This is a genomic window from Venatoribacter cucullus, assembly GCF_016132445.1.
GTDB classification, from domain to species: domain Bacteria; phylum Pseudomonadota; class Gammaproteobacteria; order Pseudomonadales; family Oceanobacteraceae; genus Venatoribacter; species Venatoribacter cucullus.
Map to the genome: position 1 here is coordinate 2,486,239 of NZ_CP046056.1, position 18,411 is coordinate 2,504,649.

17 protein-coding genes are annotated in these 18,411 nt (G+C 55.6%); 7 read left to right on the forward strand and 10 right to left on the reverse strand.

Features of this window, described 5'->3' with window-relative positions:
- Positions 1-4 precede the first annotated feature (4 nt).
- Positions 5-2,560, reverse strand: coding sequence for a ribonuclease R (gene rnr, locus GJQ55_RS11810; protein ID WP_228345165.1), 2,556 nt, complete (start codon positions 2,558-2,560; stop codon positions 5-7).
- 56 nt (positions 2,561-2,616) lie between these two features.
- Positions 2,617-2,988, reverse strand: coding sequence for a gamma-butyrobetaine hydroxylase family protein (locus GJQ55_RS11815; protein WP_228345166.1), 372 nt, complete (start codon positions 2,986-2,988; stop codon positions 2,617-2,619).
- Positions 2,989-3,118: 130 nt separating this feature from the next.
- On the opposite strand from GJQ55_RS11815, the gene GJQ55_RS11820 reads away from it, so the two are divergent.
- On the forward strand, positions 3,119-4,753 hold the full coding sequence (locus tag GJQ55_RS11820) for a methyl-accepting chemotaxis protein (RefSeq protein WP_228345167.1): 1,635 nt from the start codon (positions 3,119-3,121) through the stop codon (positions 4,751-4,753).
- A 224-nt stretch (positions 4,754-4,977) separates the two neighbouring features.
- Here the strand turns inward: GJQ55_RS11820 and hslU are convergent, their stop codons facing one another.
- Complete coding sequence (hslU, locus tag GJQ55_RS11825) at positions 4,978-6,321, reverse strand: HslU--HslV peptidase ATPase subunit (RefSeq protein WP_228345168.1); 1,344 nt, start codon at positions 6,319-6,321, stop codon at positions 4,978-4,980.
- On the reverse strand, positions 6,318-6,854 hold the full coding sequence (gene hslV, locus GJQ55_RS11830) for an ATP-dependent protease subunit HslV (protein WP_228345169.1): 537 nt from the start codon (positions 6,852-6,854) through the stop codon (positions 6,318-6,320). The genes hslU and hslV overlap by 4 nt, the downstream gene beginning before the upstream one ends.
- Positions 6,855-6,963: 109 nt before the next feature.
- Here hslV and GJQ55_RS11835 point away from each other — a divergent pair, with 109 nt between their 5' ends.
- The gene (locus GJQ55_RS11835) at positions 6,964-7,446 is read left to right on the forward strand and encodes an FKBP-type peptidyl-prolyl cis-trans isomerase (protein ID WP_228345170.1); all 483 of its coding nucleotides are present in this window, start codon (positions 6,964-6,966) and stop codon (positions 7,444-7,446) included.
- 47 nt (positions 7,447-7,493) lie between these two features.
- Here GJQ55_RS11835 and GJQ55_RS11840 read toward each other — a convergent pair whose 3' ends face one another.
- Entirely contained in the window at positions 7,494-7,898 is a 405-nt protein-coding gene (locus GJQ55_RS11840) for a hypothetical protein (protein ID WP_228345171.1), read from the reverse strand.
- 112 nt (positions 7,899-8,010) lie between these two features.
- Between GJQ55_RS11840 and GJQ55_RS11845 the strand changes: the two genes are divergently transcribed.
- The 3 genes from GJQ55_RS11845 to GJQ55_RS11855 all read left to right on the forward strand — a co-directional run bounded on the left by GJQ55_RS11845 (position 8,011) and on the right by GJQ55_RS11855 (position 10,776).
- Positions 8,011-8,604: an LPP20 family lipoprotein gene (locus GJQ55_RS11845; RefSeq protein WP_228345172.1), complete on the forward strand. Its 594-nt coding sequence runs from the start codon at positions 8,011-8,013 to the stop codon at positions 8,602-8,604.
- A gap of 70 nt (positions 8,605-8,674) precedes the next feature.
- Positions 8,675-10,117 carry a hypothetical protein gene (locus tag GJQ55_RS11850; protein ID WP_228345173.1) on the forward strand — a complete coding sequence of 481 codons (1,443 nt, stop codon included), beginning with the start codon at positions 8,675-8,677 and terminating at the stop codon, positions 10,115-10,117.
- An 11-nt stretch (positions 10,118-10,128) separates the two neighbouring features.
- Positions 10,129-10,776 (forward strand): MBL fold metallo-hydrolase, encoded by a 648-nt coding sequence (locus tag GJQ55_RS11855; RefSeq protein WP_228345174.1) that lies wholly within the window; start codon positions 10,129-10,131, stop codon positions 10,774-10,776.
- 29 nt (positions 10,777-10,805) lie between these two features.
- Here the strand turns inward: GJQ55_RS11855 and GJQ55_RS11860 are convergent, their stop codons facing one another.
- Both GJQ55_RS11860 and rpmE read right to left on the reverse strand, forming a co-directional pair.
- Complete coding sequence (locus tag GJQ55_RS11860) at positions 10,806-11,366, reverse strand: hypothetical protein (RefSeq protein WP_228345175.1); 561 nt, start codon at positions 11,364-11,366, stop codon at positions 10,806-10,808.
- Between the two features lie 133 nt (positions 11,367-11,499).
- Complete coding sequence (gene rpmE, locus GJQ55_RS11865) at positions 11,500-11,709, reverse strand: 50S ribosomal protein L31 (protein WP_228345176.1); 210 nt, start codon at positions 11,707-11,709, stop codon at positions 11,500-11,502.
- 140 nt (positions 11,710-11,849) lie between these two features.
- Here rpmE and GJQ55_RS11870 point away from each other — a divergent pair, with 140 nt between their 5' ends.
- A complete protein-coding gene (locus GJQ55_RS11870; protein ID WP_228345177.1) occupies positions 11,850-14,060 on the forward strand; it encodes a primosomal protein N' in 2,211 nt (736 codons plus the stop codon).
- Positions 14,061-14,816: 756 nt separating this feature from the next.
- The gene (locus GJQ55_RS11875; protein WP_228345178.1) at positions 14,817-15,311 is read left to right on the forward strand and encodes a phosphatidylglycerophosphatase A family protein; all 495 of its coding nucleotides are present in this window, start codon (positions 14,817-14,819) and stop codon (positions 15,309-15,311) included.
- Between the two features lie 5 nt (positions 15,312-15,316).
- Here the strand turns inward: GJQ55_RS11875 and GJQ55_RS11880 are convergent, their stop codons facing one another.
- The 3 genes from GJQ55_RS11880 to hemE all read right to left on the reverse strand — a co-directional run bounded on the left by GJQ55_RS11880 (position 15,317) and on the right by hemE (position 18,392).
- Positions 15,317-15,946 (reverse strand): TetR family transcriptional regulator C-terminal domain-containing protein, encoded by a 630-nt coding sequence (locus tag GJQ55_RS11880; protein ID WP_228345179.1) that lies wholly within the window; start codon positions 15,944-15,946, stop codon positions 15,317-15,319.
- 123 nt (positions 15,947-16,069) lie between these two features.
- Positions 16,070-16,819 carry a hypothetical protein gene (locus GJQ55_RS11885; protein WP_228345180.1) on the reverse strand — a complete coding sequence of 250 codons (750 nt, stop codon included), beginning with the start codon at positions 16,817-16,819 and terminating at the stop codon, positions 16,070-16,072.
- Between the two features lie 508 nt (positions 16,820-17,327).
- Positions 17,328-18,392: a uroporphyrinogen decarboxylase gene (gene hemE, locus GJQ55_RS11890; RefSeq protein ID WP_228345181.1), complete on the reverse strand. Its 1,065-nt coding sequence runs from the start codon at positions 18,390-18,392 to the stop codon at positions 17,328-17,330.
- Positions 18,393-18,411: the final 19 nt, after the last annotated feature.

The following is an 18,411-nucleotide window of genomic DNA, read 5'->3' on the forward strand; positions in this document are numbered from 1 at the left end:
CCGCTTATTCAGCGGCATTTTTAGAGGATTTTTTGGCCGGCTTTTTGCCGGCTTTTTTCTTGGCCGGCTTTTTTACTTTGTCATCGGCTTTTTTCTTGGCATTCAGCTTCTGACGCTTGCTGGGCTTCGGCTTTTTCTTTTTCGGCTTGTCCGCTGTCTCTGCCGGGGCCGTTTCTGTCGCGGCAGGCTTGCGCCGGGACGGTGCCAGCACTTCTTCTTTAACAGCACCATCACCCTGCTTGGTACGACGACGAGGCAAACGCGCCGGAGTCGGTAAATCATCCGCACCGGCGCGGGTTTTGTTGGCCGGGGCCGCGGCCAGTTCAAAATCGACTTTGCGCTCGTCCAGATCGACATTCATTACCCGCACCCACAGCTTATCGCCAAGGCGGAAACTGCGGCGGGTACGCTCGCCCACTAAACGGTGCTTGGCCGCATCAAAGTGGTAATAGTCGTTGGCCAGGGTGCTGATGTGCACCAGGCCTTCCACGTACACGTCGCTCAGTTCCACGAATAAACCGAAGCCGGTCACGGCGCTGATAACACCCTCGAATTCTTCGCCAATACGGCTGCTGATGTATTCACACTTAAGGAAATCCACCACATCGCGGGTCGCGTCATCGGCACGGCGTTCGGTCATGGAGCAATGCTCGCCCAGATGCACCATGGCGGCGATATCGTATGGGTAAACCGCGTGCGCTTTCAGCGGCTTGGCACCTTCGGCCCGCTTAACGTGTTTGCACTCACGCTCGCTGCGGATAAGGCTGCGGATGCCGCGATGCACCAGTAAATCGGGGTAACGACGAATGGGCGAAGTAAAGTGCGTATACGCCTTATACGCCAGGCCAAAGTGGCCTTCGTTTTCCGGTTGATACACCGCCTGACTGAGCGAGCGCAGCAGCACGGTTTGGATTAAATGCGAGTCCGGACGACCGGCAATTTTTTCAATAAATTGCTGATAATCCTTCGGTGAGGGTTTATCACTGCCGTTGGCAATCGACAAACCCAGCTCCCCTAAAAAGGCGTGCAGGTTGGTCAGCTTTTCTTCACCCGGGCCGTTATGCACCCGGTACAGTGCCGGCACTTTATAGCGCTCGAAGAAATCCGCCGCGCAGACGTTGGCGGCCAGCATGCATTCTTCAATCAGCATGTGCGCTTCGTTACGGGTAACCGGCACAATCTGCTGAATTTTACGCTGCGAGTCGAACACAATGCGGGTTTCGACCGAGTCAAAATCCATGGCACCGCGCTCTTCGCGCTTGCTGCGCAGCAAGCGGAATAAGGCGTACAGATTTTCCAGGTGCGGCACCACCTCGCGGTAATGTTCACGCCAGGTATCCCGCTCTTCACCACCATCCGGGTTCAGCATGGTCCACACCTTGTTGTAGGTGAGACGCGCGTGGGAGTGAATAACCCCTTCCATAAACTGATAACCGGAAATATTCCCGGCTTTGGAAATGGTCATTTCACAGACCATCACCAGACGATCCACCTGCGGATTTAACGAGCACAAACCGTTGGATAATTTTTCCGGCAGCATGGGTACCACAAACTCGGGGAAATACACCGAGTTACCCCGGCTGTGGGCTTCCTTATCCAGTGCCGAACCGGCTTCGACATAGCTGGAGACGTCGGCAATGGCGACGTACAAGCGCCAGCCGCCGGAGGTTTTATTCCGCTCACAGTACACCGCATCATCAAAGTCTTTGGCGTCTTCGCCATCGATGGTAACGAATGGCAGATCGCGCAAATCAATGCGGTGTTTTTTATCCGCGGCTTTGACTTCGGCCGGTAAGTTTTTCGCTTCAGCCAGCGCCTCATCCGGCCAGTCATGCGGGATATTATGGCTGCGGATGGCCACGTCAATTTCCATACCCGGCGCCAGGTGGTCACCCAGCACTTCCACCACTTCGCCCACCGGCAAGCCTCCGGACTGGGGTTGCTGGGTAATCTTCACCACCACAAACTGGCCATGTTCCGCACCGTGACGACCCGCCGGCGGAATCAGAACTTCCTGGGTTACCCGCTTGTTATCGGGCTGCACCACACCCACGCCGGACTGGTCAAAATAACGGCCAACCGTGTGTTGGGTATTACGTTCCAGCACTTCAACAATTTTGCCTTCCGGGCGACCACGGCGGTCGAGCCCCATAATCTGTACCGCCACGCGGTCGCCATGAAAGACTTTACTCATCTGCCGGTTGGACAGGTAGACATCATCGGCGCCTTCACGCAGCACAAAGCCGAAACCATCACGGTGGCCCTGCACGATGCCGGTCACCAGGTCGACTTTTTTCAGCGGTGCAAACTGGCTGCGACGATTGCTGATTAACTGGCCGTCACGGCACATAGCAATCAGGCGGCGGCGGATGGCTTCCACCCGCTCCTCATCGGTTTCACCCAGCGCGTCACAGACGGCAGCATGGGTTAACGGGCGGCCGGATTGCTCCAGCAACATTAACAGGGCGTCGCGGCTGGCGACCGGGTTGTCGTACTTTTCGGCCTCAATGGCTGCATTCGGGTCGACAAACGGCTGGGGAGTTTTGCGGGAATCCGTCACTATGCGGCTCCTTTTATAAAGATATCGGGTGTGCAGCGGGGGTAATGAGCAGCCGCTTACAACGCTTTGAAACTGATCTGCGCCGACTCACGGCTCCTGCCGGCGGCCTGCAGACGCTCCAGATAGGTTTGCCACAGGGTATCACGGTTAACACAGAGGTGCCGCAGGTATTCCCAGTCGTACAGACCGGAATCGTGACCATCGTCAAACACCAATTTCAGCGCATAGTTGCCGGCCGGTTCAATACGCAGCAGTACCACATCTTTTTTACCAAATTGCAGCACATCATTGCCCACGCCATGGCCGCGCACCTCTGCTGAAGGAGAGTGAACCCGCAGAAATTCGTAAGGCAGCTCAAAGGTGCCGTCGCTGTAGGTCAGCTGCAGTGACTGGCTGATTTTCTTAACCTTTATGCTTTTTGGTATCAACTGGGAATAACTCTTATGACTAACGGATAGGGGGTAACGGCGGCAATAAAACCAATGCAGGCTAAACTCCGGACAATGTCAGCCGAAACATTGTCAGGGCTGATTTTACTTTGCAAGGGACAAACTGCCTATGAAATCTTTACGCCAAATGAGCATCCGCAACCGCCTGTGGCTGATGCTGGGGGCTGCTGTCGCGGCGCTGGTCATTGTGCAGGCACTGACCCTGCAGAAAATGTACAACAACATCAGCTCGGGCAAAGCCACCAGCGTACAACTGCAAACCGACACCGCGTTCAGTCTGGTGCAGCACTATTATCAGCTGTCACAGCAAGGCTTGCCGGAAAGCGAAGCCAAGGCTCAGGCGCTGCAGGCCCTGAAAAACCTGCGCTATGACAAACAGGAATACTTCTGGGTCAATGACTCCCGGCCAGTCATGATCATGCACCCCATCAATCCCAAACTGGACAACCAGCCCGTGGGCGATGTGAAAGACCCGAACGGCCTGCATCTGTTCCGGGAAATGGTAAAGACAGTGAAAGCCAACCCCGATGGCGGACTGGTTAATTATTACTGGCCCAAACCTGGTGCTGATGAACCGGTATCCAAAGTCAGTTTCGTAAAACACTTTGCACCCTGGGACTGGATTATCGGTACCGGAGTTTATACCGATGATGTGCAGGCCGATTTCCGCGCGGCGACAACCCCGGTGCTGATTACCTCAGCCGTACTGCTGATTGTGCTGCTGATTCTGGTGCTGACCATTTCCGCCAGCATCCGTATTCCGCTGCAATATTTCACCCATGCCATGCATAACATTGCCCGCGGCGAAGGGGATTTAACCCAGCGTCTGCCGGTCAGCGGCAAAGATGAACTGACCGATATCGCGCAGTCGTTCAATACTTTTGTCGGCCAGATTCATAAAGTGGTTACGGAAACACAAGGCACGGTTGAAGTGCTGGCCGAACTGAACCAGACCATTGCCGATATTTGCCGCAATACCTCGGCGTTATCGGATGACCAGCTGCAACAAACCGACCAGGCCGCCACCGGCTCCAATGAAATGAGCCAGACCATTCAGGAAGTAGCCGGCAACGCGGAACGGGCGGCCGAAGCAGCCCGCGCCGCGGATGAAAATGCCCGCCAGGGTATGCGCATTATGCAAAGCACGCAGGAACGCATTATGACGCTGGCGCAGGATATTCAGCAGTCATCGGCGGTTATTCAGAATCTGCGCAACGAAACCAATGCCATTGGTTCGGTGCTGGATGTGATCCGTGGTATTGCCGAACAAACTAACCTGCTGGCTCTGAACGCCGCTATTGAAGCGGCCCGCGCCGGTGAACAGGGACGCGGCTTTGCTGTGGTGGCCGATGAAGTACGGACACTGGCATCACGCACGCAGCAGTCTACCGAAGAAATTAATCAGATGATTTCCCGTCTGCAGGAACAGGCCGCCGGGGCGGTAAAATCCATGGAAACCAACGCCCACAATTCGGAAGAAACGGCCGGCTCCGCCGACCAGGCCCTGCACGCCATTTCCGGCATCAGTGATGCGGTCAGCACAATTACCGAAATGAACCTGAGCATCGCCAGCGCGGTGGAAGAACAAAGCGCCGCCGCCAACGAGATTACCGGCAACATTGTGCGCATTGCCGAATCGTCGGGGCAGATTGTCGGCAATATGCAAAGCACCGGTAACGCGGTACAGCAGCTGCAGGGCAGCACCCAGACGCTGGTTGGATTGGTGGAGCGGTTTAAGGTGTGAGCCTGAGGGTTGAGAGTTAGGGGTTGAGGGTTCGGCGTGCTCGGCAGCAAAACCCCAACGCCCAACACCAGACGCTGGAAGCAAACAAAAATGGCACTCTCGGGTGCCATTTTTGTTATGCGGGAAAAAATTGTTAAGAGGGCAAGACTGGGCGTTCAACGTCAGGCGTGTATTGGCTTCAACTCCGAGCACGCCGAACCCTCAACGCTGAACCCTCAACATCCCTATAAAATAAACTGGCTCAAATCCACATTACGGGCCAGCGAGCCCAGTTGTTTTTCTACATAAGCGGCGTCAATGACCACCGGTTCGGTAAGGTCGGTGGCATCAAAGGATACCTGCTCCAGCAAGCGCTCCAGAATGGTATGCAAGCGCCGGGCACCAATGTTTTCCGTGCTTTCGTTTACTTCAAAGGCAATTTCCGCCAGCCGCTTAACCGCATCAGCAGTGAACTCAACGTCCAGCCCTTCGGTTTTCAGCAAGGCCTTATATTGCACGGTCAGCGACGCACTGGGCTCGGTCAGAATGCGTTCAAAATCCTGCGGCGTAAGGGCTTCCAGCTCCACCCGGATGGGTAAACGCCCCTGCAGTTCCGGAATTAAATCGGACGGTTTGGCTAAATGGAAAGCACCCGAGGCAATAAACAGAATATGGTCGGTTTTAACCATGCCGTATTTGGTGCTGACGGTACTGCCTTCAATCAACGGCAGCAAGTCACGCTGCACCCCTTCACGGGAAACATCGCCGCCGGAACCGCTGTCATGGCGCTTGGCGACTTTGTCGATTTCGTCGATAAAGACAATGCCATTCTGTTCGGCCAGTTCCACCGCGCGCACTTTCAGCTCTTCCATGTTCAGCATTTTAGCGGCTTCTTCGTCACGCAATTGCTTCATGGCATCGCGGATTTTTAATTTGCGCTTGTTTTTCTTTTCACCGCCGAGGCTGGAAAACATGCTTTGCAGCTGGCTGGTCATTTCTTCCATGCCCGGTGGCGCCATAATTTCCACGCCCACATTCAGCTGGGCCAGATCGATTTCAATCTCTTTATCGTCCAGCTCACCCTGGCGCAGTTTCTTACGGAACACCTGGCGAGTCGAAGAATCTTCTTTTTTCGGTTCTTCGGTGGTATCCCAGCTGCTGCTGACCGGGCGCGCCGGCGGCAACAATACGTCCAGAATACGTTCTTCAGCCGCGACTTCGGCGCGTGACTGCACGCGCTCCATTTCCTGTTCGCGCAGCAGTTTCACGCTGGTTTCAATCAGATCGCGGATAATGGATTCCACGTCCTTACCGACATAACCCACTTCGGTAAATTTGGTGGCTTCCACTTTAATAAAAGGCGCATTGGCTAATTTTGCCAGCCGTCGGGCAATTTCGGTTTTACCCACCCCGGTCGGGCCAATCATCAGAATGTTTTTCGGCGTTACTTCGTCACGCAGCTCGGGTTCCAGCTGCATCCGGCGCCAGCGGTTACGCAGGGCAATGGCCACCGCCCGCTTGGCGTTATGCTGGCCGATAATATGGCGGTCGAGTTCGTGAACAATTTCGCGCGGGGTCATCTGGCTCATGAACTGGCTCCGTCTTCAAGACTTTCAATGGTGAAATTACTGTTGGTAAAGACGCAGATATCAGCGGCAATCTGCAGACTTTTTTCGACAATATCGGCGGCGTTTAATTCGGTATTTTCCAGCAGAGCACGGGCTGCGGCGAGGGCGTAATTACCACCGGACCCCACACCAATAAGATCATCTTCCGGCTGCAGCACATCGCCGTTGCCGGTAATAATCAGTGACGCCGTATGGTCAGCCACCGCCAGAATGGCTTCCAGTTTGCGCAGCGCGCGGTCAGAGCGCCATTCTTTGGCCAGCTCAACGGCTGCACGGGTCAGCTGGCCATGGTGTTTCTGCAGCTGCGCTTCAAATTTTTCAAACAGGGTAAAGGCATCAGCGGTACCGCCGGCAAATCCGGCCAGCACTTTACCATCGTATAAACGCCGTACTTTGCGGGCATTGCCTTTCATGACGGTATTGCCCAGCGACACCTGGCCGTCGCCACCGATAACAACCTGATTACCGCGGCGGACAGAAACGATTGTGGTCATGTACGTTGTATCCTTTGTTGACTCTGCAGGCATTTATGGGGATGCCGCCGGGCAAATCAAGTGGGTACAATAGCGCCCCTCAAATACCCCGGCCTTGCGGAGAGCCTGAATGAACATCAGCAAAGATAGCGTGGTGCAGCTGCACTACAGCCTGTTTGACGAACAGGACAACCTTATTGAAAGCACCAGCGGCGGCAATGCGCTGGCCTATCTGCATGGCCACGACAATATGATTCCGGGGTTTGAAAAAGCCCTGGAAGGCAAAGCTGCCGGCGAGCACGTCAGCATAACCCTGACCCCGGAGCAAGCCTACGGTGCCCGTCGCGCTGACGCCATTCAGCGCGTACCGGTGAAGCACCTGAGCGGTGCCAAAGTGTGGAAGAAAGGCATGACCGCTGTGGTGCATACCGAGCAGGGCCCACGCCAGGTAACCGTCGAAAAAGTCGGTCGTTTTATGGCGGATGTCGATACCAACCACCCGCTGGCGGGTAAAACCATCCGCTTTGAAGTGGATATTCAGGATATCCGTGCGGCGACAGCAGAAGAACTGGCGCATGGCCACGCTCATGGCGTGGGTGGCCACCAGCACTGATCAGCCCATGCAGCCGTCCGGAACGCTGTGTTCTGGACGGCTCCCCCTCAGCGCGCGGCCTCCATCCACACATAAAATTCATCCCGCTGCGCGTCGTACCAGGTATCAATAACCCGCGCCTTCACTTCCTTGCCATTCACCTGTTCCAGAATTTCTTTATTAAAGCGGACATTACTGGCGTCGTTGCGTACCGATTCGGATAAATGCGACACGCTGCTGATCTTTACGCCCTGCTCTGCCGCCAGGCGTTCCCGCGCCCGCATTAAGGCGCACTGCTCTTGCGCATAACGGCCTTTTATATTGAAACCACAGGAAGCAACCACCCCTTTACCCGGGTTCATAATCCAGCCCGGTGCCTGACCAGCCGGCGGGTTAACGGCACAGCCGGCCAGCCCCGTCTGCAACAATAAAGCCAACCCGGCAACGGCCAGCGACCGCATACGAAACACCATGAAAAGGATCCTTTTTGTTGATTTGATACGGTGGCATTCTGGCATTCCATCCGCTATTCTCAAACCCACATTTTTAAGCGGCCGCTGCCGTTTTGTTTTCAAGGAGAAGACCATGAAACATACCCTGACCATCGCTCTGGCGACTGCCTCTTTAATGCTGGCCGGTTGTGCCAGCGGCCCGAAAGAACCGCAACAGCCGGTTGCCAGCTGTGTATTTGCCGATGGTTCCAATCAGCCAGCTCCGGAGTGGGTATGTGGCGCCCCGGTTGAAGGTATTGATCTGTCAGCTGTGGGTTATGCCGATAAATCAGCTGCCGGACCGAACTTCATGAAACAAATGGCCGCCACCGCAGCCCGTGTTGAGCTGGCGCAGACCATGCAGGTCGAAGTTCAGAATATGATCAAACAATACGCCGAAACCACTGGCGTAGGTGATTCTGAAACCGTTGATATGGTGAACACTTCGGTGACCAAACAGATCACCAAAGAAACTCTGATTGGTTCGAAAATTTTCCGCCAGATGCCGACACCAACCGGCGGCATGGTTGTTCTGGTTGGCCTGGATGCCGACACCGTGAACAAGCTGGCCGAGCAGGCACTGAAAACCTCTATGAACAACGAACGCGCCCTGTGGCAGAAATTCCAGGCTGAGAAATCTTTTGACGAACTGGCCGAAGAAATCTCCAATATGGAAGGCTCTAACTGAGCCGGCATAATGCGTGTTAAGTAACGGAAAGCCGGCACCCCGCCGGCTTTTTTATTCAGGGAGCCGGGTAATGAAAATCCGTACATTGATGCTTATTCCTGCCCTGCTGTTAAGCAGCGGCCTGCAGGCAGAATCTGAATACGAACAATGGCGCCGGCAGAAACTGACCGATTTTCAGGCCTATCTGGATGAAAATGACAAAGCCTTTATTCAGTTTCTGCAGCAAAAATGGCAGCCCGTCGATGTGGCGCCGGCACGCCAGCGTGACCCGCAGCCCAAACCGGTGGAATTACCCAAAGCGCCCAAACCGGCTCCCGTACAACCCACTCCGGTGGATGTCAGCCCCATCGTTAAAGTGCCGGAACCCGCACCAGCTGTGCAGCAACGTCCGCAGCCGGTGGTGGTGATCAGTCCGCCCGCCAGCCATCTGCCGCAGGTCAGTTTTGATTTTTACGGCCACAGCATCCGCATTCCTTACGCCAAAGAATTACGCAAATCGTTCAGCGGTGCCTTAAACAGCAAAAGCATTGCGGCTTACTGGCAACAACTGGCTGGCAGTCCGCATAAAGACACCGTCAGCGCTCTGCAGGCGCAGGCCAAAGCGCTGCAACTGAATGACTGGGGCACGGCCAAATTATTTGATCAGTTTGCCCGCCAGCTGCACCGTGACAACAACAGCCGCCAGCTGACCAGCTGGTTTTTACTGGTAAAAGCCGGCTATGACGCCCGTGTCGCTTACAACCAGCGTATTCATCTGTTGCTGACGTCTGAGCAGGAAATGTTCGGGGTTACTTTTTTCACCCTCAGCAACAAACGCTATTACGCGGTTAACCTGAATGAGCAACCCTTAAAACCAGGCAAAGTGTTTACCTACGAAGGCCAGCATGAAGAAGGCCGCCGGGCGCTGGATTTCAGCAACCCTACCCGCTTTACCGCCAGCGGCAATACCTCCGAACGGCAGCTGAAATTCCAGCTGGACGGCAAAGACTACCGCATTAATGTGCAGTACCCGGAACGCTACATCAGCTATTTCAGCAGCTTCCCGCAATTAAGCCTGCCCAATTATTTCCGGGCCGGCTTACCCGCCGTAACGGCCGACAGTTTATTGCAGCAATTACGCCCGGTGGTGGAAGGCCAGAGCGAACTGGATGCCGCCAACCGGTTATTGCGCTTTGTGCAAACGGCTTTTGCCTACAAAACCGATGATGATCAGTTCGGTCAGGAAAATTACCTGTTTCCGCTGGAAACCCTGCATTACCCCTATTCCGACTGCGAAGACCGCGCCGCGCTGTTTGCCTGGCTGGTTGAAAGCCTGCTGGGGCTGGATGCGGTGATTCTGGATTACCCCGGCCACGTCGCCACCGCCATTGCTTTCCATGGCAATGTCAAAGGCGATGCGGTAATGCACCAGGGCGCGCGCTTTGTGGTGGCCGACCCCACCTTTGTCAACGCCAGTGCCGGTATGACCATGCCGCAGTTTGCTGCCAGCCAACCTAAAGTGATTCCGTTTTAATGAGAGATGTTATGAGCTTATCGGTCGCCATTATTCCTGTAACCGCCTTTGCCCAGAACTGCTCCATTCTGATGTGCAATAAAAGCAAAAAGGCCGCCGTGGTTGATCCCGGCGGCGACCTGGAACGCATTGTGGCGCAGCTGCAGCGCATGGGTGCCACGGCCGAGAAAATTCTGCTGACCCACGCCCACATTGACCATGCCGGCGGCACCGCTGCGCTGGCACGGCAACTGAATATTCCCATTGAAGGGCCGCAGGAAGGGGATCTGTTCTGGATTCAGGGCTTGCCAAACCAGTCGGCCATGTTTGGCTTTCCACCGGCTGAAGTGTTTACCCCGGACCGCTGGCTGCAGGATAACGATACCGTGACCGTGGGAGAGGTAACCCTGCAGGTGATTCATACGCCCGGCCACACACCCGGCCATGTGGTGTTTTACAGCGCCAACGATAAGCTGGCGATTGTCGGGGATGTGTTATTTCAGGGATCAATTGGCCGCACGGATTTTCCGCAGGGTAATCATGAGCAGCTGGTGCATTCAATCCGCGCCAAACTGTTTCCGCTGGGGGATGACATTACCTTTATTCCCGGGCACGGGCCGGAATCAACCTTCGGGCAGGAACGCCGCACCAACCCCTTTGTCGCCGATCACAGGGGCTGAAAACAGCCCCCGGGTTTTCTCCGCCCGGCTCAGTTAATCACCTGAGCCGGTGCAGCACGTTCCGGCAACTGCAGCGCTTCAATCTGTGGCAGTTCACTGGTTTGCAGTCGCGACAATTGCGTCATGCGCGCCTTGCTCTGCTCAATCGCGGTATTCATCTGCTCTTCATACTCTTCCAGCCAGGTGCGCGAACCCGGCACCATACGGGCCAGATCACGCATGCCTTCTTTCAGTGCATTCAGGTGCAGCTGATAGCTCTGTTCCTGTTCCAGCATCATGGCTTTGAAGGCGGTGGCATGGCTGCTGTCCAGAATCACTTTCATATCGGCTGCTTTTTGCTCCCAGGCAATAGCGGCTTCTTTCAGCACCGTAACCTCTTGCTCCACCCGGGCGAAGGTACGGGTATCCACATAGGTGACATCCGGCGCAAGCAAACGCACCACCGCCATGGTGACCGTTACCGACACCACAATCAGCGCCATCACCAGCACAGCTATCAGCAGGCGGCGGTTGGTGGTAACGGTTTCTTCCAGAATACTCAGGCGCTGGGATTCACTGAGTTCGTTTTCATCTTCATCGCGGCGGGACACGGCACTTTCCTGTTATACAAATGACAGGTCGAGTTTAGTAATAAACCCGGCCAATGCCAATGACAGCCTGCCACTGCCAACCAACAGGCATAAAAAAACCCGCCGCAGCGGGTTTTTTGTACGTTCGGGCAAATTACTTCTTGAAGCTGCCGAAACGCTTGTTGAAACGATCGATACGACCGCCGGTATCAACAACTTTCTGCTTGCCGGTGTAGAACGGGTGGCAAGCTGAGCACACGTCCAGGTACATGGTGCCTGGCTTGGTGGAACGGGTTTTGATTACGTTGCCACAGGAGCAGGTAGCTTCCAGTGCAGCGTATTCAGGATGAATACCTTTTTGCATGAGACACCTCACAGAGCTTCACGCCGCCACTTACCGGACTCTGCCCGCAAGCACCGCGCTACTGGATTTAAAAAACTGCCCTTGCATGGGCAATAAGGACGCGCATAATACCAGAGCCAACTTCATCAGCAAGCCCTTTCATGTCCTTTTTTGTTGTCGACATTGCTTTGCCCGTCCCCCTGCGCCGCACCTTTGATTACCTGCCGCTTGCCGGAGAAGACGCCAGTTTCTATAAGCCCGGCCAACGGGTGCGGGTGGAGTTTGCCCGTCAGCTGCTGTGCGGTGTGGTGCTGGGTACCCGCACCACCACGGAGGTGCCAGCCAATAAGCTGAAGCCACTGCTGGCGCGACTGGACGATACCCCGCTGCTGCAGGAAAGTGACCTGGCCCTGTGCCGCTGGCTGGCTGACTACTACCACCACAGCCCCGGCGAAGTGCTGGAACATCTGCTGCCCACCATGTTGCGGCGCGGTTGCGGGTTAAGCGAAGCCGATGAGCGCGGCTGGGAAAGTACCGGCCAGGAACCCGCTAAACCCCTGCGCGGCAGCAAACAACAAGCCTTGTGGGCCTTGTTTCAGCAGCAACCACAACAGTTGCACGCCGACTTAACCGCTCAGGGCTTCACGCTGGCACAACTGCGCAGCCTGAGTGACGCCGGTGTGATCCGCGCAACCCAGCGCTTACCAATACCGCCTGTGCTGCAGGACCGTCAGCAATTTCACAGCCTGAACGCGCAGCAGCAACAGGCGCTGAAAGCCATCAGCACCGAACTCGGACATTTCCGCGCCTGTTTACTGGAAGGCGTGACCGGCTCCGGCAAAACCGAGGTGTATCTGCGCCTGATCGAACAGGTGCTGGCACAAGGCAAGCAGGCACTGGTGCTGGTGCCGGAAATCGGTTTAACCCCGCAAACGGTGCGTCGTTTTCAGGCGCGCTTTAATGTGCCGGTAGCACTGCTGCACTCCGGCCTGAATGACCGCGAACGCCTGCAGGGCTGGCGGCAAACACGCGAAGGTGTGGCGCGTATTTTAATTGGCACCCGCTCGGCGGTATTTACCCCGATGCCCGAATTAGGGCTGATTATTATCGACGAAGAGCACGACGGCTCGTTCAAACAGCAGGACGGCCTGCGTTATTCGGCGCGGGATTTTGCCCTGGTGCGCGCGCACAAAGCCGGTGTTCCGGTGGTGTTGGGGTCTGCCACGCCGTCGCTGGAAACCCTGCATAACGCCCTCAGTGGTAAATACCTGCACGTTAAATTAACCCTGCGTGCCGGTAACGCCAAAGCACCACGCATGAAACTGCACAGCATTCTGCACCAGCCGTTAGTTGCCGGCTTTGCCGAGCCGGTGCTGAGTGCCATGCACCAGCATCTGCAGAATAATAAGCAGGTACTGGTATTTATTAACCGGCGCGGTTTCGCCCCGCTGGTTGCCTGCCGTGATTGCGGCTGGATGGCCGAATGCCGCCGCTGTGATGCGCGCCTGACCCTGCACCAGTTGCCGCCGCACCTGCATTGCCACCACTGCGATTATCAGCAAGGCGTTCCCGCGGCCTGCCCGCAATGCGGCAGCCACCAGATTGACGGCCTTGGTCAGGGCACCGAGAAAATTCAGGAGCAACTCACGCAGATATTTCCGCAGGTGCCGGTGCGCCGGGTTGACCGCGACACCGTGCGTACCAAACAGGCCTTCGACGATTTATACGACGACATTCATGATGGCGGCTCCTGCATTCTGGTGGGCACGCAAATGCTGGCCAAAGGGCATCATTTTCCCGACGTGACGTTGGTGGTGATTCTGGATGCCGATGCCGGCTTATTCAGCAGCGATTTCCGCGGCATGGAACACAGCGCGCAATTAATCTGCCAGGTGGCTGGGCGTGCCGGGCGCGAAGAAGCGCCGGGCGAAGTGTGGATACAAACCCTCTACGCCGACCACCCGCTGCTGAACCTGTTGCTCGACAGCGGCTACCACGCCCTGGCACTGTCGTTATTACAGGAACGCCAGCACCAGCAGCTACCGCCCTACAGCCACATGGCTTTGCTGCGCAGCGAAAGTGAAGACCGCCACCAGGCCCAGCAATTACTGCACGACGCCCGCGCCTTTATGCAGCACTGGTTGCAACAACAGCATCCGCACTTACGCCAGTCACCGGTGAATTTACTCGGCCCCTTCCCGGCCATTATGGAACGCCGCGCCGGGCGCTTCCGGTTTCAGCTGCAGTTATTCGCCGACGAACGCCCGGCGCTGCATCGGCTGGCGGCGGTGCTGGTGCAATACCTCGACGACCAGAAGCAGTACCGCAAAGTGCGGTGGCATCTGGATATTGATCCGTTGGATACGATTTAAGGCTGGCGCTGGTTAGTGGCTGACACTGCTGGACAGCCTATGCCAGCCCTGCCGGGCTGGTTTAGCTGCCACTTCGTGGCAGCTGATGCGGGGCTCTGCCCCCGCGCCCCGAATGTAAGGAGAAGTGTCTCCTTACAATCCTCTCTGGCCCGCGTTCCAGCGGTTCCCTCGTTTACCAAAGCCAATTGAGCATACGCGGCTAAGGGGCATCCATGCCCCTACCCGCTCGTTTGGAATCATCCAAACGATGCTATTGGCTTTGCCAAACTTCGGGCTGGAACGAATGGGCCGGGAAAAAACGCAGCAACCTTGATGAAATTTTGCGGCCTTCGGCCGGTAGGATTTTCTTTTTCTTTTTCTTTTTTGATTTTGGTTTTGTGTGCATAGCGCGCCCAATAAAGTCATGCCGGCATCGCCGCTGCGGTTGTTATCCGCGCCTATAGCACGCCGAAATGAAGCGTCATTGACAGGCCCGCCCGGATGGACCGGGCGAGGATCGTGGCGCACGACGCGCCTTACGATCCGTGGCCGCAGGCAATGACGGTGAATGAGGAAATACGTGCTATACAGCGCAAAAGCAGGGGCGTGGGGATAAGATCCCCACATCCGGGGCGCAGGGGCGGAGCCCCGCATCAGCTGCCACGCAGTGGCAGCCAACCAGCCCGGCAGGGCTGGCACACAATATGTCTCGCGACAAAAATGTCGCTCCCACCTAAAAACCATTACCATAGCCGCACGCTGCAAATGGTATTCATCATGTCCAACATCACCCCTCCAAATATGAAAAACCCCATTCACCTGCTGGCTTTCGGGCTGGGGTCGGGCCTGGCCCGTAAAGCCCCCGGCACCTTCGGTACGCTGGCGGCGCTGCCGTTCTGGTGGTTCCTGCTGCAGGGTGTGCCCACGCTGCCCTATATCGGCGTGCTGGTGGCCGGTTTTGCGCTGGGCGTAGTGCTCTGTGAGATCACCTCACGGGATATGGGCGTGCACGACCACGGCGGTATCGTGTGGGATGAGTGGATCGGGATGTGGATCACGCTGCTGTGGTTGCCGCTGGGTGGCGGGCTGTGGGCCGACATCGCCTGGGTTGCCTATGCCTTTGTGGCCTTCCGCTTTTTCGACATTCTGAAACCCTGGCCGATTAAATGGCTGGACGCCAAAGTGCATGGCGGTTTCGGCATTATGATTGACGATGTTCTGGCAGGTATTTTTGCATTAGCGGTGGTACAGGCAACGGCTGCGGTTATTTAAACCGCTTAAACCGCCAGGCCGATGCCACGCAGAATCATACCCACCAGAAAGTCTTCGGTGTGGCGGATATCATCGGCGTCAAATTCGCGCTTATTGGTCACTTCCAGAATCTGGGTTTCAAAATCGGCGTAATGCTGGGTGGTGGCCCAGATCATAAAAATCAGTTGCACCGGGTCAGTGGCCGGCATTTTTCCGGCGGCCATCCAGCCATTTAAAATCGCTGTTTTTTCTTTTACCCAGTTGCGCAGATAACCGCTTAGATAATCTTTTAAAAACGGCGCCCCCTGAATAATTTCCATAGCAAAAATACGCGATGCGGTCGGGTGGCTGTACGACATCCGCACTTTGGTACGGATAAAGTGCTCCAGCACTTCGCGCGGATCGCTGTCAGCGTTCATATCATCAATAATGCCCAGCCAGACGTTCACAATGCTTTCCAGCAGCTTGCGGTATAACGTGGCTTTATTGCCAAAATAATAATGGATATTGGCTTTGGGCACCCCGGCACGATCAGCAATGGCCTGCATGCTGGTGCCTTTAAAGCCGTGCAGAACAAACTCTTGTTCGGCTGCGGCCAGAATCAGCTGGTAATTACGTTCACGGATACTGCCGGGTTTGGGTTTCTTCGGGGTCATGATGCTGCCAACCTGAAATAAAGCCCGCGCATCATAACACAGGCGCAGCATGCCACCGTAAATCACAATAAAAAGGGGAGCCCTGCTCCCCTTTTATATCACCAACCCGTTTAGGTTAACGAATTACAGATGCCATTTGAGCAGCAGGCTGGCGTTGTGCTGGTCATCATTGTCTTCCGGAGTAGCAAACTTGTTACGCCAGTAGCTGTATTCAATACCAACTTTGACTTTGTTTTTCAGCCCCAGCATTGGACCGATGTTGTAAGTCAGCTGCGGGGCAATGCTCAACTCAGTTTTACGGCCATTACGACCCGGGGTGTAATCCAGATAACCATCCAGAGTCACATTACCCAGCGACCAGCCGTATACCAGGGTTAACTGGTTGTCATAAAAGGAATCAAAACTGGTGTTGTTTTTAGAACGGTAAACCGTAGCGCTGAAGTAATCAGCCCCCGGAATGGCCAGATCCACGCCCACACCGGCCAGATAGTTGTCCTGACTGAATGTATTGTATGGATAAGATGCAGTGCTGGTCGTGCTGCTGCTGAACTCGTAAGTAAACGCCGCATTAATGCCTTTTACGAAGCCATCAAACTTAGCCAGGCTGATGCTCGGCGACAGTTCACCGTAGGTCTCATCGTAAGCACCTTCGCCGGAGTTTACGCGGTCAATAAAAAAGAACATACCGCCCCAGCTGTGGCCGGATACATGCTCTAAGGTCATTACGGTTGCCCGGGTATTTTCACCCGCCGGTACCATTTTGTAGTTATCACCATAGAGCAGGGAAAAGCTGTTATCAGCCCAGAATTGCTCAGCCTGAGCAGACAGCGACAGTACCGATACACCGGCAGCCAGCAGCAGATTTTTTTTCATGACGTTCTCTCAAATAACAGGAAGGCAATGGCCGCCACGGACGATGCAGATCGTCTCTTGTAAAAAGCTGACCAGTTGGCCACGTATGGTAAACAATTCGATCGCGCGATGAAATAAGGGAACGAGCGGACGCTGAGGGCAGAGTTGTCTATCTGGTCAAAGACGCTGATGTAAAGATAAGAATGATGGATGCGAAAGAGATAACAGCAGCCAGACCAGAGGCCCGGCTGCTGCGATGGGCCCAGGGAGCCTCTGAATAACTCTGCACAGCTCTGCGCGAGTTCTTTCCGGGCTTGCAGGGCAAGGCGGCGAACGCAGAGAATGGCGAGCCCTTTTCAAGTTCGCCAACGCCGCTATACGGCCCGGAAAGCCGCGCCCTACGGGGATGCAGGAAAGCCCTGACTCGGTGTCGCCAGGTTTTGACAGAACCCGCTATGCCTGCAACCCGGCTTCGTGATTCAGAACTTCCCTGCAATCCAGAGCGGGCACCGGGTTATTCAGCGGCTCCCTAGCGGTGATACGCCGGGCTTAATTCCACCACCGCCTCCACAAAGGCTTTGGCGTGTTCCGGGTCGACAAACTGGTGAATGCCGTGGCCCAGGTTAAATACATGGCCAGAACCCTGGCCGTAGCTGTCCAGAATACGTTTCACTTCAGCGCGAATGGTCGCCGGTGAGGCGTACAGCACGGATGGGTCCATATTGCCCTGCAGCGCTACTTTGTTGCCAACACGGGCACGGGCGTTGCCGATGTCGGTAGTCCAGTCGAGGCCCAGTGCATCGGCACCGGTCGCGGCCATATCTTCCAGCCACTGACCACCGCCTTTGGTGAACAGAATCACCGGAATTTTGTGGCCTTCGTGTTCACGGATTAACCCGCTCACAATCTGCTGCATATATTTCAGCGAGAATTCTTTATAGGCCACATCACTGAGGCTGCCGCCCCAGGTATCAAAAATCTGTACGGCCTGCGCGCCGGCTTTAATCTGTGCGTTCAGGTAATCGATCACCGATTTGGCCAGCACATCCAGCAGCTGATGCATCACTTCCGGCGTGTCGTACATCATCGCCTTCACATGGCGGAAATCTTTGGAGGAACCGCCTTCGACCATGTAGGTGGCCAACGTCCACGGGCTGCCAGAGAAACCGATCAGCGGCACACGGCCATTCAGTTCGCGGCGGATGGTGGAAACGGCTTTCAGCACATAGTCCAGATCGGCGGCGGTGTTCACTACCTGCAGGCTTTGCACATCGGCTTCGGTACGGATGATTTTATTGAAGCGCGGGCCTTCGCCATTTTCAAAATACAGACCCAGGCCCATGGCATCGGGAATGGTGAGAATATCGGAGAACAGAATGGCAGCGTCGAGCGGAAAACGATCCAGCGGCTGAATGGTCACTTCACAGGCCAGTTCCGGATTTTTGCACAACGACATGAAATCACCGGCCTGTGCGCGGGTGGCGCGGTATTCCGGCAGATAACGGCCCGCCTGACGCATCATCCAGATGGGCGTGCGGTCTACCGGCTGACGTAACAAGGCTTTCAGAAAACGGTCATTTTTCAGTTCAGACATGGGAATTCCGGGTACAGAT